11 protein-coding genes and 1 pseudogene are annotated in these 14,336 nt (G+C 64.5%); 11 read left to right on the forward strand and 1 reads right to left on the reverse strand.

Features of this window, described 5'->3' with window-relative positions; genetic code table 11:
- The first annotated feature begins 115 nt into the window (after window positions 1-115).
- The 4 genes from ACVILH_RS13290 (at window position 116) to ACVILH_RS13305 (ending at window position 5,449) form a co-directional block, all read left to right on the forward strand.
- Complete coding sequence (locus tag ACVILH_RS13290) at window positions 116-1,246, forward strand: glycosyltransferase (RefSeq protein WP_456713289.1); 1,131 nt, start codon at window positions 116-118, stop codon at window positions 1,244-1,246.
- On the forward strand, window positions 1,246-2,403 hold the full coding sequence (locus ACVILH_RS13295; RefSeq protein ID WP_456713290.1) for a beta-glucosidase: 1,158 nt from the start codon (window positions 1,246-1,248) through the stop codon (window positions 2,401-2,403). Before ACVILH_RS13290 ends, ACVILH_RS13295 begins: the two co-directional genes overlap by 1 nt.
- An 83-nt stretch (window positions 2,404-2,486) precedes the next feature.
- Window positions 2,487-3,629, forward strand: a complete 1,143-nt coding sequence (gene glf / locus ACVILH_RS13300) for a UDP-galactopyranose mutase (RefSeq protein WP_456713291.1) — start codon at window positions 2,487-2,489, stop codon at window positions 3,627-3,629.
- A gap of 14 nt (window positions 3,630-3,643) precedes the next feature.
- Window positions 3,644-5,449, forward strand: coding sequence for an ABC transporter ATP-binding protein (locus ACVILH_RS13305; RefSeq protein ID WP_456713292.1), 1,806 nt, complete (start codon window positions 3,644-3,646; stop codon window positions 5,447-5,449).
- A 111-nt stretch (window positions 5,450-5,560) separates the two neighbouring features.
- Here ACVILH_RS13305 and ACVILH_RS13310 read toward each other — a convergent pair whose 3' ends face one another.
- A complete protein-coding gene (locus ACVILH_RS13310) occupies window positions 5,561-5,770 on the reverse strand; it encodes a hypothetical protein (RefSeq protein WP_456713293.1) in 210 nt (69 codons plus the stop codon).
- Between the two features lie 127 nt (window positions 5,771-5,897).
- Between ACVILH_RS13310 and ACVILH_RS13315 the strand changes: the two genes are divergently transcribed.
- From ACVILH_RS13315 to ACVILH_RS13345, 7 genes and pseudogenes are all read left to right on the forward strand, one after another.
- Entirely contained in the window at window positions 5,898-6,761 is an 864-nt protein-coding gene (locus ACVILH_RS13315) for an SIR2 family NAD-dependent protein deacylase (RefSeq protein ID WP_456713294.1), read from the forward strand.
- A 125-nt stretch (window positions 6,762-6,886) separates the two neighbouring features.
- On the forward strand, window positions 6,887-7,111 hold the full coding sequence (locus tag ACVILH_RS13320; protein WP_456713295.1) for a hypothetical protein: 225 nt from the start codon (window positions 6,887-6,889) through the stop codon (window positions 7,109-7,111).
- Window positions 7,112-7,299: 188 nt separating this feature from the next.
- The gene (locus ACVILH_RS13325) at window positions 7,300-8,646 is read left to right on the forward strand and encodes a carbohydrate porin (protein WP_456713296.1); all 1,347 of its coding nucleotides are present in this window, start codon (window positions 7,300-7,302) and stop codon (window positions 8,644-8,646) included.
- Window positions 8,647-8,832: 186 nt separating this feature from the next.
- Entirely contained in the window at window positions 8,833-9,285 is a 453-nt protein-coding gene (locus tag ACVILH_RS13330; protein ID WP_456713297.1) for a (2Fe-2S)-binding protein, read from the forward strand.
- Between the two features lie 10 nt (window positions 9,286-9,295).
- Window positions 9,296-11,566, forward strand: coding sequence for a molybdopterin cofactor-binding domain-containing protein (locus ACVILH_RS13335; protein ID WP_456713298.1), 2,271 nt, complete (start codon window positions 9,296-9,298; stop codon window positions 11,564-11,566).
- Window positions 11,566-12,870 carry a c-type cytochrome gene (locus tag ACVILH_RS13340; RefSeq protein WP_456713299.1) on the forward strand — a complete coding sequence of 435 codons (1,305 nt, stop codon included), beginning with the start codon at window positions 11,566-11,568 and terminating at the stop codon, window positions 12,868-12,870. The genes ACVILH_RS13335 and ACVILH_RS13340 overlap by 1 nt, the downstream gene beginning before the upstream one ends.
- A gap of 19 nt (window positions 12,871-12,889) precedes the next feature.
- Window positions 12,890-14,086, forward strand: a pseudogene (locus ACVILH_RS13345) (NADH-quinone oxidoreductase subunit D).
- Window positions 14,087-14,336 lie beyond the last annotated feature (250 nt).

Raw genomic sequence — 14,336 nt, forward strand, 5'->3', positions numbered from 1 at the left:
AACCGACATAGGAACGAGTGTCATCTCCCGGCCTTGATCTGCGAGCCGTGAGGGACCGTCCATGCCACCTGCGATAAGCCTCGACCCAAGCCGCGAACGCGGCGGACTGATCTGCTTGTCTCACCTGAGATGGAATTTCGTCTACCAACGTCCGCAGCACCTGTTGTCACGCGCCGCAGCCTTCGTCGACGTCTTCGTCTTCGAGGAGCCGATCTTCGATGCCGTGGAGCCCAAGCTCGTGGCCAGCGACGGCGGTCCCGGCGTTCAGGTCCTAGTGCCGCATCTGCCGCCGTCGGACGACGTTCAGCTCATCGAAGCCCAGCAACGCGAGCTGCTGGACGCGTTCATTGCCGCGCAGTCCTTTCCCGAGCTGATCCTGTGGTACTACACGCCGATGGCGCTCGGCTTCAGCGGCCATCTGCGCCCCGATCTCTGCGTCTATGATTGCATGGACGAGCTGACGGCATTTCGCTTTGCTCCACCGCGGCTGGTTGAGCGCGAGATCGAGCTGCTGGCGTGTTGTGATGTCGTCTTTACCGGAGGTCAGAGCCTCTACGACGCCAAGCAGGACCGCCATCCGCACGTGCATTGTTGCCCCAGCAGCATCGACAAGGCCCATTTCGCCCAGGCACGCCAGCTTCGCGGCCGCACGGAGCCGCCGGATCAAAGTGCCATACCGCCGCGCCGCGCCGGCTTCTTCGGCGTGATCGATGAGCGTATGGACATGGCCCTGCTGAAGTCGGCGGCTGAGCAGGCCCCCGACGTGCAATTCGTGATGATCGGCCCGCTCGCCAAGATCGAGCGCTCCGAGCTGCCCGATCTGCCAAATCTGCACTGGCTCGGCCCGAAGCAGTACCGCGAGCTGCCGCTCTACCTCGCCGGTTGGGACTGCGGCATCATGCCGTTCGCCCGCAACGAGAGCACCCGCTTCATCAGCCCGACGAAGACGCCTGAATATCTCGCTGGTGGCCTGCCGGTGGTGTCGACCGACATCAATGACGTCCGCAGGCCCTATGGGGAATTGGGCCTGGTCGCGATCGCAGCGACGGCGGACGAGTTTGTGCGTGAGGTCCGGCTAAGCATCGACGAGCGCAGCGACGCGCACCGGCTGAAGCGCGTGGATCAGTTTCTGGCCGACAAATCCTGGGATTCCACATTTGCACGAATGGTTCAGGTGATGAGGCAGCATGGCGCTGTGCTCGGAGCGGTGCCGGCCGCAACGGCAGATCGGATCGAGCGTGTCTAGTGGCCGGCGACGACTTGCAACCATCGGCACATGTCGCGTCCGCCCTGTTCGATAGTTTCTTCATCGGCGGGTTCGAGTGCTCGACCCATCGCCGTCCCGACGGCAGGCGTCTGGACCTCATCGCCGCCAGCGGCCATGACCGATCCGCATTCGACGACTACCGGCGCCTGAAGCAGGTCGGGCTCCACACCTTCCGCGATGGGCTTCGATGGCATCTCATCGAGCAAAGTCCAAGCCGTTATGACTGGTCGACGGCGCTCGCCAGCGTGAGAGCAGCGCAGCGGGCCGGCGTTCAGGTGATCTGGGATCTCCTGCATTATGGCTGGCCCGATGACATCGATATCTTCGCGCCGGAGTTCGTCACCCGGTTTGCGCGCTTCGCAGCAGGCGCTGCGCGTCTGGTGAGAGAGGAGAGCGGTGGGATCGGCTACTTCTGTCCGATCAACGAAATCTCATACTTCGCTTGGGCCGGCGGCGACAATGCATTGATGAATCCGTTCTGCGTCGGCGAAGGGGGACGGCTCAAGCGGCAGCTCGTCCGCGCCTCGATCGCCGCAATCGACGCCATTCGGGTGGTCGATCCGGCTGCCCGCATCGTGCACGCCGAGCCGCTGGTGCATATCGCTCCCGCGGGCGATGGCGACGAGGCGCTGGCCGAGACCCTGAACGGCTATCAGTACGAAGCCATGGACATGCTGACCGGCCGCATGGCGCCCGAGCTCGGGGGCAGGCCGGATTGTCTGGATATTCTCGGGGTCAACTATTATCCGGACAATCAATGGCTCACGAACCGGGCGACGATCCCGCTCGGGCATTGTCGCTATCGCGCCTTCCGCGAGTTGCTCGGCGCGTGCCATGCGCGCTACCGAAGACCCATGTTCATCTCCGAGACCGGCGCGGAGGGCAGCGCCCGTGCGGCCTGGCTGTATTATGTCGCCCGCGAGGTGCTCGCCGCCCGCCATGAGGGCGTCCCGGTCGAGGGGCTCTGCCTCTATCCGGTGCTCGACTATCCGGGATGGGTCAACGACCGCGCGTGTGAGACCGGATTGCTGGGATCGATCGGGCGAGACGGATGCCGGTCCTTTCACGAGCCCTTGCGGGAAGAGCTGATCGCGTCCGCGGCCTGTCTCAGGCGGGCCATGTCTGTCGTTTGTTAGGCGCTTTCCGCGCGGCCGCGCTGCATTAGGAACGTTCAATTCACACTCAGCTTCTCTCTCGGTCAGATAACGGGAGTATGCACGTGTTCGATTGGTTGATCGTCGGGGCGGGATTTGCAGGCAGCGTGCTCGCGGAGCGGCTCGCTACGCAGTTGAAGCAGACCGTGTTGATCATCGACCGGCGACCACATATCGGCGGCAATGCCTATGATTGCTACGACGCGGCCGGCGTGCTGATGCATCGCTACGGCCCGCACATCTTTCACACCAATTCCAGCGAGATATTCCAGTACCTGTCGAGCTTCACGGAGTGGCGGCCCTATGAGCACCGGGTGCGGGCGAGCGTGAAGGGGCAGCAATTGCCGATTCCGATCAACCGCACGACGCTGAATCGTCTGTACGGCCTGCAGCTGTCGACGGAAGAGGAGGCCGAAGCGTTCTACGAAAGCCGTCGCGAGCCGATCGATCCGATCCGAACCTCGGAGGACGTCGTCGTCGACCGGGTCGGCCGCGAGCTGTACGAGCTGTTCTTCAGAGGCTATACGCGCAAGCAATGGGGGCTCGATCCCTCGCAGCTCGACAAGTCGGTGACGGCGCGCGTGCCGACGCGTGCGAACACCGATGACCGCTATTTCGGTGACAGCCATCAATTCATGCCCAAGGACGGCTATACACGGATGTTCGAGCGCATGCTCGACAATCCGCGGATCTCGATCATGCTGCAGACCGACTTCAACATGATCAAGAAGCTCGTCCCGTATCGCAATTTGATCTTCACCGGCGCCGTCGATGAGTATTTCGATCGCTGCTACGGCGCGCTGCCGTATCGCTCGCTGCGCTTCGAGCACGTGACGCTGCCGAAGGAGTGGCATCAGGACGTCGCGGTCGTGAATTATCCCGGCGACGAGCCGTTCACGCGGGTCAGCGAATACAAGCATCTGACGGGACAGGTGCACCCGTTCACGACGATCACCTATGAGCATCCGACTGACGTCGGTGACCCCTATTATCCGATCCCCTGCGACAGCAATCGCGCGCTCTACCGCAAGTATCAGGCGCTGGCCGCGAGCCAGAGCGATGTCCATTTCGTCGGTCGCCTTGCGACCTATCAGTATTACAACATGGATCAGGTTGTGGGCCAGGCGCTTGCTACGTTTCGGCGCATTCGGGACGCCGGCCAGCGGGTGGCGCCCGACGTGACTGATCGCAGCTACGCAGCGGTATGACAGAGGCGACCTCTATGCTGCGGCCGAAGCTCGTGAGCCTGCTTTCGTGTGATCCGAAGCAAGCGGGTCCGTTGGCGTTCGTCTGGCACTACGTCAAGATCAAGCGTCGGCAGTTCGCGCCGTTGTTCGGCTGTGTCGTCATCGCCGGCGCCTGCGCGATCGCGGTTCAATATGAGATGAAGGCGCTGGTCGATGCGATGGCTGCGCCAGAGCGCCGGGTCGGCGTGGTGCTGCTGGCGTTCGGGCTGTTCATCTCCATCGTCGCGGTCGAGACGATCTGCTGGCGCATCGCCGGCTGGCTCGGCGCGCGCGCGATCGTCAGCGCCGGCGTGCAGATCCGCCTCGATCTGTTCGAGCAACTGGTCGCCAAGCCGCTGGGCTTCTTTGCCGAGGCATTCTCCGGCGCGCTCGGCTCGCGCATCACGGCGGTGAGCGGCGCGTTCGGCGCGATCATGAACACGTTCATCTGGAACATCCTGCCGCCGTGTGTCGACTTCATCGGCGCGCTGGTGCTGTTCAGCATCATGGATGTCGGCATGGCGGTCGCGGTGTTCGCGCTCGTCATCGCGATTGGCAGTGGGCTCCTTGTGTTTGGTCTGCGCGGTAGGGGGCTGCACCACGTCTATGCAAGACAGGCGGGCAGGGCGTCCGGCGAGCTTATCGACACCATCGCCAACATCCGCGCCGTCAAGATGTTCGGAATGCGACATCGCGAGCACCGGAGACTTTCGGCGATCCTGCACGAGGAGGCCGACGCTCAGGGGCGCAGCTGGACCTATCTCGAAAAGAGCAGGATGCTGCACGATTTCTTCCTGTGGCTGTCGGCGGCCTGCATCTTCGGCTGGGCCGTCTATCGTTGGACGATCGGCGCGTTCTCTCCGGGCGACGTGGTGCTGGTCAGCGCGCTGACCTTTCGGATCCTGCACGGCTCGCGCGATCTCGCGATGGCCCTCATCGGCACCAGCAACCAGATCGCCGTGATCAGGGAGACGCTGGAGGTGCTTGAGGCGCATTCGACGCCTAGCGTCGGCAGCATCCATCTCGGGCGCAGCGAGCCGCCACCCATTAATATCGCCCGATTGTGCTTTGCCTACCGCGAGGATGATCCTGTCCTCAGCGATATCAGCTTCGACATTCCGCCCGGACAGCGCGTCGGCATCATCGGCGAGTCCGGTGCTGGAAAGTCGACGTTGCTTGCGCTGTTGCATCGGTTGCATGACCCGCAGCGCGGCGAGATCCGGCTCGGCGGTCATCCGCTCGCTGCGATGTCCGAGCAGGGCTTGCACGATCTGATCGCCTTCGTTCCGCAGGATGTCGGCCTGTTTCATCGCACCATCCTCGAGAACCTTCGCTACGGCCATCCCGACGCCTCCGAGCAGGAGATCATGGCGGCTGCGGAGATCGCGCAATGCGGCTTCATCCACGACCTGCCGGATGGCCTCCGCACGGTTGTGGGCGAGGGCGGCACGGTGCTGTCGGGCGGCCAGCGCCAGCGCATCGCGATCGCCAGGGCGTTGCTCAAGAACGCTCCGATCCTGCTGCTCGACGAGGCGACCTCGGCGCTGGACGTGGAGACCGAGCGGGCGCTGCGGCAGGCCCTTGCAGGCGCCTTCGCGAACAGGACCATCATCTCCGCCACGCATCGGTTCGCGACGCTCGAGGCGTTCGACAGGATCATCGTGCTGCAAAACGGGCGGATCATTCAGGATGGCAGCCCGGCTGCGGTCATCGGTGGGCATCCGAGATGGGATCACTCGCATCTCCGCCCGGAGTCTCAGCCCGGCCTCAGGCGACGCCAGGGATTTGAACAGGCCGGGTGACCGCCGAGGACGATGTCACGCTCGCCGCTTGCCTGATTTTGGCGATCACTGCCGACGTCAAGAAGGCCCGTAGAGCAGGTCGTCGGCCGCAGCCGAGTTGCTTCTGGAGCGTCAGCGTTCGATCGGGTCTTTTGACCGCTCGCGAAGCTCGCGTTCGATCTGCGCCAGCGCCCTGTTTGCAACGATGAGCGGGCGGTGCTCGCCCTGCTCGAAGAGACGGGGGACATACCGGCCGACGAGGGCGTTCGCCTCGGTCGGGCTGCAGCCACGGCGCAGCAAATAGCCGGTCGCGATGTCGATCGCCTGAAACAGCGCAGCCATGTTGTGGTCGATGGACATAACAAAATGATTTCAGCAGCTCTGAGGAGAACCGGCGGTCTGATCGGCCGTTCCTGAGGCTCTGGCGCAGGCTGGTTGGAACGCGTCGTGTCGTCCTCATTTGTCTTCCATGGAGCTGATCCAACACAGCGGCGAGCCGCGTCTCGCGCAGGACGTGCTGGTGTCTGCGATGCAGCGCCGGCATGCCATCCTCTTCGTCGGCGCCGGCGTGTCGATGACGGTCGGGCTGCCATCCTGGCAGTCGCTGATCGATCATCTGATCGACGAGCTCGATCTCGACGGCAGCGTCATCGACGGCATGCGCGACGGCTATCAGATGCTGGCGGAGTACTATCGCCTCGAGCGAGGCGGCATCGGTCCGCTACGCAGCTGGCTCGATCGCAACTGGAAGGTCGCCTCTGACTGCATCGCGCAGTCACGACTTCACCGGTTGATCGTCGATCTCGATTTCCCCGTGATCTACACGACCAACTATGACCGCAATCTGGAGACGGCCTTCGAGGTGTGGGGCAAGCCCTACGCCAAGATCAGCAACGCCAAGGAGATCGCGTCGGCTCCGGCCGGCGTCACTCAGATCGTCAAGTACCATGGCGATTTCGACGACGATGCGTCGCTGGTGCTGACCGAAACCGACTTTCTCAACCGGCTGTCATTCGACTCGCCGCTGGATCTCAAGCTCCGCGCGGACGCTCTGGCGAATACCATCCTGTTCGTCGGCTACAGCATGTCGGATCCGAACATCCGGCTGTTGCTGTATCGGATCTGGCAGATCTGGGAGGAGTCGGGCTATCGGCACGATCGGCCGCGCTCCTTCGTCTTCGCGCCTCTGCGCAATCCGGTCCAGGAGGCGATCCTCGCGCGTTGGGGAATCACCAGTCTGTCGCCAGCCGACACGGAGAACGCCGATCAAGCACTCACGGCCTTTCTCGGCGATCTCCGCGCCAGAATGCTGAGGAGGGAGCGGAGGGATTGATATCGTTCGAGGAACTCATCAGCTCCCGCGCCGATCGTACCGCACTGCTTTACCTATGTTGGTGCAGTCCTGTCTCCGAAAGGCAAAATGGACGCGCTACGTTTCACAAGACTGCGGACTAGGACATGGATGCGGATTATCGAAAGAAGCGACGCCGGCGCGTGAAACAGACCTTGCCGCTGGGCGAGCGTCTGCTGCAGACGGCCCGCGCGGCACGTGATGCTGCCCAGCAGATGCAGCCTGGCGCAGATCAGGTCCAACTGCTGGCGCGGGCGCGGGAGGCCGAAGCGATTGCGCAGCTCGAAGCGTTTCTGCGAGGCCCGACGCGCTATCCGCCCCGGCGCCCCTGACTCATGCTGGGCACATGCTCCAGCCGTCACCATGATGTGAAACTCAGCGACGGATGGCGCCAATGCCGGATAGCGGTCGGTTGGATCATTCTCGTCGACGCACCACCGGCGCAGGTTGCGCGATCGGATTGTGGGTCCTGCTGCTCAGCGGTGGATTGGCCGCAGCCGACGATGCCACGCAAGCTTCATTGCCAACGCAGCTCCGTCATCTGACAGACGCGAGCGGAGCCCGCAGCGCGCTGGAGCAACGCGGCATCCGCTTCACCTTCACCTATTATGGCGACGCCTTCGCCAATCCGAGCGGCGGGGTGAGACAGGGCGCTGGCTTCGATGGGCGGTTCGGAACCATCATCGATGCCGATCTTGACAGGCTGGTCGGCTGGAGCGGCGCCACCGCGCATGCCAGCATCCACGATATCTTCGGATCGCAATTCAGTGCGACCCATCTCGCCAACCTGATGACGGTGAGCGGTATCGAGGCGCCGCCATCGGTTCGGCTGTTCAATCTCTGGATCGAGCAGACGATCGGATCGAAGCTCAATCTGCGCGTCGGGCAGTTCACGGCCGCGCAGGAGTTCATGACCAGCGACACGGCGAACCTGTTCGTGAACTCGACCTTCGGCTGGCCGACGTCGTTCGCGCAGGATCTGCCGAGCGGCGGTCCGGCCTATCCCGAAGCGACCCCGGGTGCCCGGCTGTCCTGGGCGATGGACGACGCCTTCACTTTGCGCGCCGCTGTCTTCAACGGCGACCCGGCCGGTCCCGGACCGGGCAATCCCGTGCAGCGCGATCCGCTGGGGTTGGCGTTCCGCCTCAACGATCCGCCGTTCTTCATCGTGGAGGGCATCACGGCCTGGGGCGACGCGCCGCCGGCGCATCGTCGTGCGATCAATCCCAATCAGGAGGGGACCGATGTCGGGGGCCGGCGTGGCAGCCGAGGTCAGCAGGCGACACTGCCCGGCTCCTTCAAGCTCGGAGCGTGGTATCACGCCGGCGCCTTCGCCGATCAGCGGCTCGACATCAACCGCCAGCTATTGGCAGTCACGGCGGCAGCGCCGCTCCAGCATCGCGGTAATTGGAGTTTCTACGCTGTGCTCGACCAGGATCTGTGGCAGGCCTCCGACGACGGCGGTCGCCATCTCAGCGGGTTCCTGCGTGCCAGCGTCAGTCCGGTCGATCGCAACCTGGTCGATCTCTATGTGGATGGCGGGCTGACCTTCAAGGGCGCAGTGCCCAAGCGGCCCGACGATATCGTCGGGCTCGGGCTCGCCTATGGCCGCATCTCGCGTGCGGCGCGCTTAGCCGATCTTGATCTTGCCGGCCTGAGCAGCCGCAGCGGCCCGATCCGCGATGATGAGCTCGCCGTCGAGCTGACCTATCAATGGAAGCTTGCCGACAATTGGATGCTGCAGCCGGACATTCAATACATCGCCCATCCGGGCGGCCATGCCCCGGCGCCCTCCAATCCGACGCTCGGTGCTATGGCCATTCCGGATGCGCTGGTCTTCGGTCTGCGCAGCTTCGTGAAGTTCTAGGCCTGCGTCCCTGCTCATCACGTCACGCCCCCATCCACGAGCGAGGAGCCGAGCGGCGGTCGGCCTGATCCGATGATCAGACTTGGCGATCAGACTTGGTGATCAGACTTGGCGGTCAAATAGGAACGTCGGACAGCATCATGCATTCGCCCCGCTTGCATGAGGCACGGTCCCGGAGTTCGCGGCATGGTCGATCTGAACATCAACGGTGAGACCAGGAGCTACGACGTCCCGGACGACATGCCGCTGCTCTGGGTGCTGCGCGACGTGGCTGGCCTGGTCGGCACCAAATTCGGCTGCGGCATCGCGCAGTGCGGCGCCTGCACGGTGCATGTCGACGGCCGGCCGGCGCGATCCTGCGTGATGTCGGTGAGCGCCGTCGGCAACCGGCCAATCAGGACCATCGAGGCGATCGGCAGAGACCCCGTCGGGCAGAAGGTGCAGAAGGCCTGGGTCGATCTCGACGTCGTCCAATGCGGCTACTGCCAGTCCGGCCAGATCATGTCGGCGGTGGCCTTGCTCAACGTCAAGCGCGAGCCTTCGGACGCGGACATCGACGCCGCGATGGCCGGCAATGTCTGCCGCTGCGGCACCTATCCGCGCATCCGCGCCGCGATCAAGACCGCCGCAAAGGCCTGAGGTGTCACCGATGTCCGGGCCGGCTTACATTCACATTCCCAACCGTCTCTCACGCCGCAGCCTGCTCGGCGCAGGACTCGTGATCGGCTTTGCCGCTGCAGTCAGCCGCAAGGCGCACGCCGCCGGCGAGCAGCCCGGCCTCGGCAAGATCCAGGACGTCACCGGCAAGGGACAGACTGGCGCGGCCTTCACCGGCTTCGCGCCCGGCGGCTTCGTGCGCATCAGTCCCGATGGCCGGATCACGCTGATCGTGCCCAATGTCGAGATGGGGCAGGGCATCTACACTGGTGAGGCGATGCTGATCGCCGAGGAATTGGAAGCCGGGCTCGATCAGATCCAGGTCGAGACGGCACCGCCTAACGAGCAGCTCTACCGCCAGCCGCTTTTGAAGTCACAGACCACCGGCGGCTCGACGTCGATCCGCGGCGCCTATGGTCCGCTGCGGCAGGCGGGTGCGGCGGCGCGCACGATGATCATCGGCGCAGCCGCGCAGCGCTGGCGCGTCCCGGCGGCCGAGTGCACGGCAAGCCGAGCCGTGGTGACGCATGTCCGCACCAACCGCAGTTTGAGCTATGGCGAGCTTGCGCTCGATGCCGGCCGGCAGCCGGTGCCGCAGAATGTGCCGCTGAAGGACCCCTCACAATGGAAGCTGATCGGCACAGCGGCGCGGCGCACGGACTCCCGAGGCAAGACGGACGGCAGCGCGACCTTCGGCATCGACATTCGCGTGCCCGGCATGAAGGTCGCGGCGGTGGCGGCCTCTCCAGTGATCGGCGGCAAGCTCGTCTCGGTCGACGACTCCGCGGCCCGTGCCATTCCCGGCGTTCGTGATGTGATCAGGATCGCCAATGCAGTGGCCGTGACGGCGGACCATTACTGGGCAGCTCGGCAGGGTCTCGCAGCGCTTCGCATCACCTGGGACGATGGACCGAATGCGAGAATGTCGAGCGCGCAGCTCGTCGATGATCTCAAGGGTGCCTACGGCAAGGTGAAAGCCATCGTCGCGCGCCACGATGGTGACGTCGACGGCGCGATGGCTCGCGCCACGCAGCGCGTCGAGGCGGACTACGAGCTGCCGTTCCTGGCGCATGCCACCATGGAGCCGATCAACACCACCGTCCACGTACGCCCGGATGGTTGCGATGTCTGGGTCGGCACGCAGGTGCCGACCGTCGCGCAGCAGCTCGTGGCGCAGGCGACCGGCCTGCCGCTCGACAAGGTCGCGGTTCACAACCAGCTGCTCGGCGGCGGCTTTGGCCGGCGCCTCGAGGCGGACTCCATTCAGCAGGCCGCCGAGCTCGCCAAGCATGTCAGCTATCCCGTCAAAATCATCTGGAGCCGCGAGGAGGACATTCAACACGACATGTTCCGCCCGGCCTATTACGACCGCATGTCGGCAGCCCTCGGCAGCGACGGCCTGCCGCTCGCCTGGGTCGATCACATCACTGGCGGCTCGATCACGGCGCACTACATGCCGCAGGGATTGCCGCCGGGCGAGATCGATCCGGACGCGGTCGAAGGCGCGAAGGAAACGCCCTACGACTTTCCCGCCATGCATGTCGACTGGACGCGGGCCGATCCGCCGATCCCCTTCACCTGGTGGCGTGGCGTCGGTCCGACGCACAACGTGTTCGTGGTCGAAAGCTTCGTCGATGAGCTTGCCCATGCGGCCAAGCGCGATCCGATCGACTACCGCAAGGCGTTGCTCGGCAAGAACCCGCGGTCGCGTACGGTGCTGGAGATGGCGGCCGAGAAGGCCGGCTGGGGCACGCCGCTGCCGCCGCGCAGCGGCCGCGGTGTCTCGCTGCACGATTCCTTCGGCAGCCATCTCGCGATCGTGTTGCAGGTCGCGGTGGCGGACAATGGCGAGATCAAGCTGCAGCGCGCGGTGGCCGTGATGGATTGCGGCCTCACCATCAACCCCGACCAGGTCAAGGCGCAGATGGAAGGTGGTCTGAACTTCGGCCTGACGGCTGCGCTCTACAGCGACATCACGTTTCGGAACGGCCGCGTGCAGCAGAGCAATTTCAACGATTATCGCATGCTGCGCATTCACGAGAGTCCCGCCATCGAGGTGCATCTGATCAGAAGCACTGAGGATCCCGGCGGTGTCGGCGAGACCGCGACCGTGTCGGCTGCGCCGGCGCTTGGCAATGCCCTGTTCGCCGCGACGGGCGTGCGGCTGCGGCGTTACCCGTTCGACCGCGGCCGGCTCGCCAGCCAGGCGATGGCCTCGAATGCACGTCAAGGAACGACTGCTCTCGCTTCTGAGGATCGCTGATGCGCCGGCTCGGTTTGACGATCCTCGGGATCGTGGTGGTGCTCGCGGTGGCCGCGGCAGCGTTCTTCTTCTGGCCGCACGGCCTCACCGATGTCGCAGAGGCGCGCTCGCGCATGCCGACGGGTGCCGACTCTGTCAAACGCGGCGAATATCTTGCCAAGGCGGCGGATTGCGCCGCCTGCCACTCGGTTGGAAGCAGCCGGCCCTATGCGGGTGGACTGCCGTTCCAGCTGCCGTTCGGCACGATCTACGCGACCAACATCACGCCCGACCGCGACACCGGCATCGGCCAGTGGAGCGACGCCGAGTTCGTGCGCGCCATGCATCATGGCGTGGGCCGCGACGGCCGCGATCTCTATCCCGCCTTTCCTTATGCCTCCTATGCTTTGATGAGCACGGAGGATGCGCTCGCCATCAAGGACTATCTGTTCAGCCTGTCGCCGGTGCACGCCGAGGCGCCGCCGCACCAGCTGAAATTCCCCTACGACCAAAGCTATCTGCTGCGCGCCTGGAAGCTCTTGTTCGTCCCGCGCCAGCAGTTCAATCCCGATCCCGGGCAGTCGACGGCTCAGAACAGGGGCGCCTATCTCGTCGAGGCGCTTGGCCATTGCGGCGAATGCCACACGCCGCGCAACAGGCTCTACGGCCTGGACAGCGGCCAGAAGTTCGCGGGCGCCGTCACTACGGGATGGAAGGCCTACAACATCACCTCGGATGCGACGGCGGGCATCGGCGCATGGTCGGATCAGGCGCTCGCGGACTACCTCAGCAAGGGCTTTGCGCAAGGCCACGGGGCGGCCTCGGGCAGCATGGCCGAGGCGGTGGAGTACAGCCTCAGCCACCTGACGCCCGAGGACATCAAGGCGATGGTCGCCTATCTGCGCACCGTGCCGGCGCATCCCGCGCCCCACGAGCTCGCAGTTGCCGCCGCGCCGCGATCGCTGACGGACTCGACGCATCTGACGCCGGCCGCAGCCGACAACGATCAGGAGTCGCTCGGGCTCGAGGTTTTTCAGGGCGCCTGCGCGAGCTGCCACGGCTTCGACGGCACCGGCGTCAACGATCCGCGTGCCGCGCTGGCGGGCAGCCAGACGGTGAACGATCCGAGCGGCGTCAATCTGCTCCAGGTGCTGCTGCAGGGATCCCGCTTCCGAACCGACCATGTGGAGGCCGCGATGCCGTCCTTCCACGCCTATCGCGACGTCGAGCTCGCGGCGGTGGCCAATTATGTGCTGGCGCATTTCGGCGCGAAGTCGGCGCAGATCTCGCCGGATCAGGTCGCGCAGGCGCGGCGTGGACAATAAGCCATGGGGAAGTAGCTCGATGAGCGACACGCAGCAAAGCTTTCGCAACTTCACCATCAATTTCGGCCCGCAGCATCCGGCAGCGCACGGTGTGCTGCGGCTCGTTCTGGAGCTCGACGGCGAGGTCGTGCGCCGCGTCGATCCACATATCGGGCTGCTCCATCGTGGCACCGAGAAGCTGATCGAGGTGAAGACCTATCTCCAGGCCATCCCCTATTTCGACCGGCTCGATTACGTCGCGCCGCTGACGCAGGAGCATGCGTTCTGTCTGGCCATCGAGCGCCTGCTCGGCATCGCGGTGCCCAGGCGCGGGCAGCTGATCCGCGTCCTCTATCACGAGCTCAGCAGGATTCTTTCGCATCTCCTCAACGTCACAACGCAGGCGATGGATGTCGGCGCGCTCACGCCGCCGCTGTGGGGATTTGAGGAGCGCGAGAAGCTGATGACGTTCTATGAGCGTGCATCAGGCAGCCGGATGCATGCCAATTATTATCGGCCCGGCGGCGTCCACCAGGACCTGCCGCCCAAGCTGATCGACGATATCGAAGCCTGGTGCGATCCATTCCTGCGTGTGGTCGACGACCTCGACGCCCTGCTATCCCGGAACCGGATCTTCAAGCAGCGCAACGTCGATATCGGAGTCGTCACGCTTGCGCAGGCCTGGGAGTGGGGCTTCTCAGGGGTCATGGTGCGTGGCTCGGGCGCAGCCTGGGACTTAAGGAAGGCGCAACCCTACGACTGCTACGCCGAGATGGATTTCGACATCCCGATCGGCCGCAACGGCGATTGCTACGACCGCTACCTCATCCGCATGGAGGAGATGCGGCAGTCGGTCCGCATCATGAAGCAGTGCATCGCCAAGCTGCGCGCTGCGGACGGGCAGGGCCCCGTTCTGATCCAGGACAACAAGGTCGCCCCGCCGCGGCGTGGCGAGATGAAGCGCTAGATGGAGGCGCTGATCCATCACTTCAAGCTGTACACCGAAGGCTTCCACGTCCCGCCCGGCGAGATCTACGTCGCCGTGGAAGCGCCAAAGGGCGAGTTCGGCGTCTTCCTCGTGTCCGACGGCAGCAACAAGGCCTATCGGTGCAAGATCCGCTCGCCCGGCTTCGCCCATCTGCAGGCCATGGACATGCTGTGCCGGGGCCATCTGCTGGCCGACGTATCAGCCATCCTCGGCTCGCTCGATATCGTGTTCGGCGAGGTGGATCGTTAGGGCCTCAGCACCTTTCCGCTTGCCCGTGCAGTTGAATTGCTCCCGCCGCCTCAGAGGCACGGGAAGGCGGCTGGCGCCGCATCGATGACCTGGGTCCGCCGGACCGCGGCGATGTCTTTTCTCATTTGCCGGCGACGGGGCGTGCCGAGTTGATCCTGTCAGTAGGCATATGACGGAGGTAAATGTCAGGAAAATTTTTTACCGTGATCTTGCAGGTGATCAGTATCCGATTGTAGAGTTCGGTTCGAAA

The sequence above is a fragment of the Bradyrhizobium sp. USDA 4353 genome, from assembly GCF_054063215.1.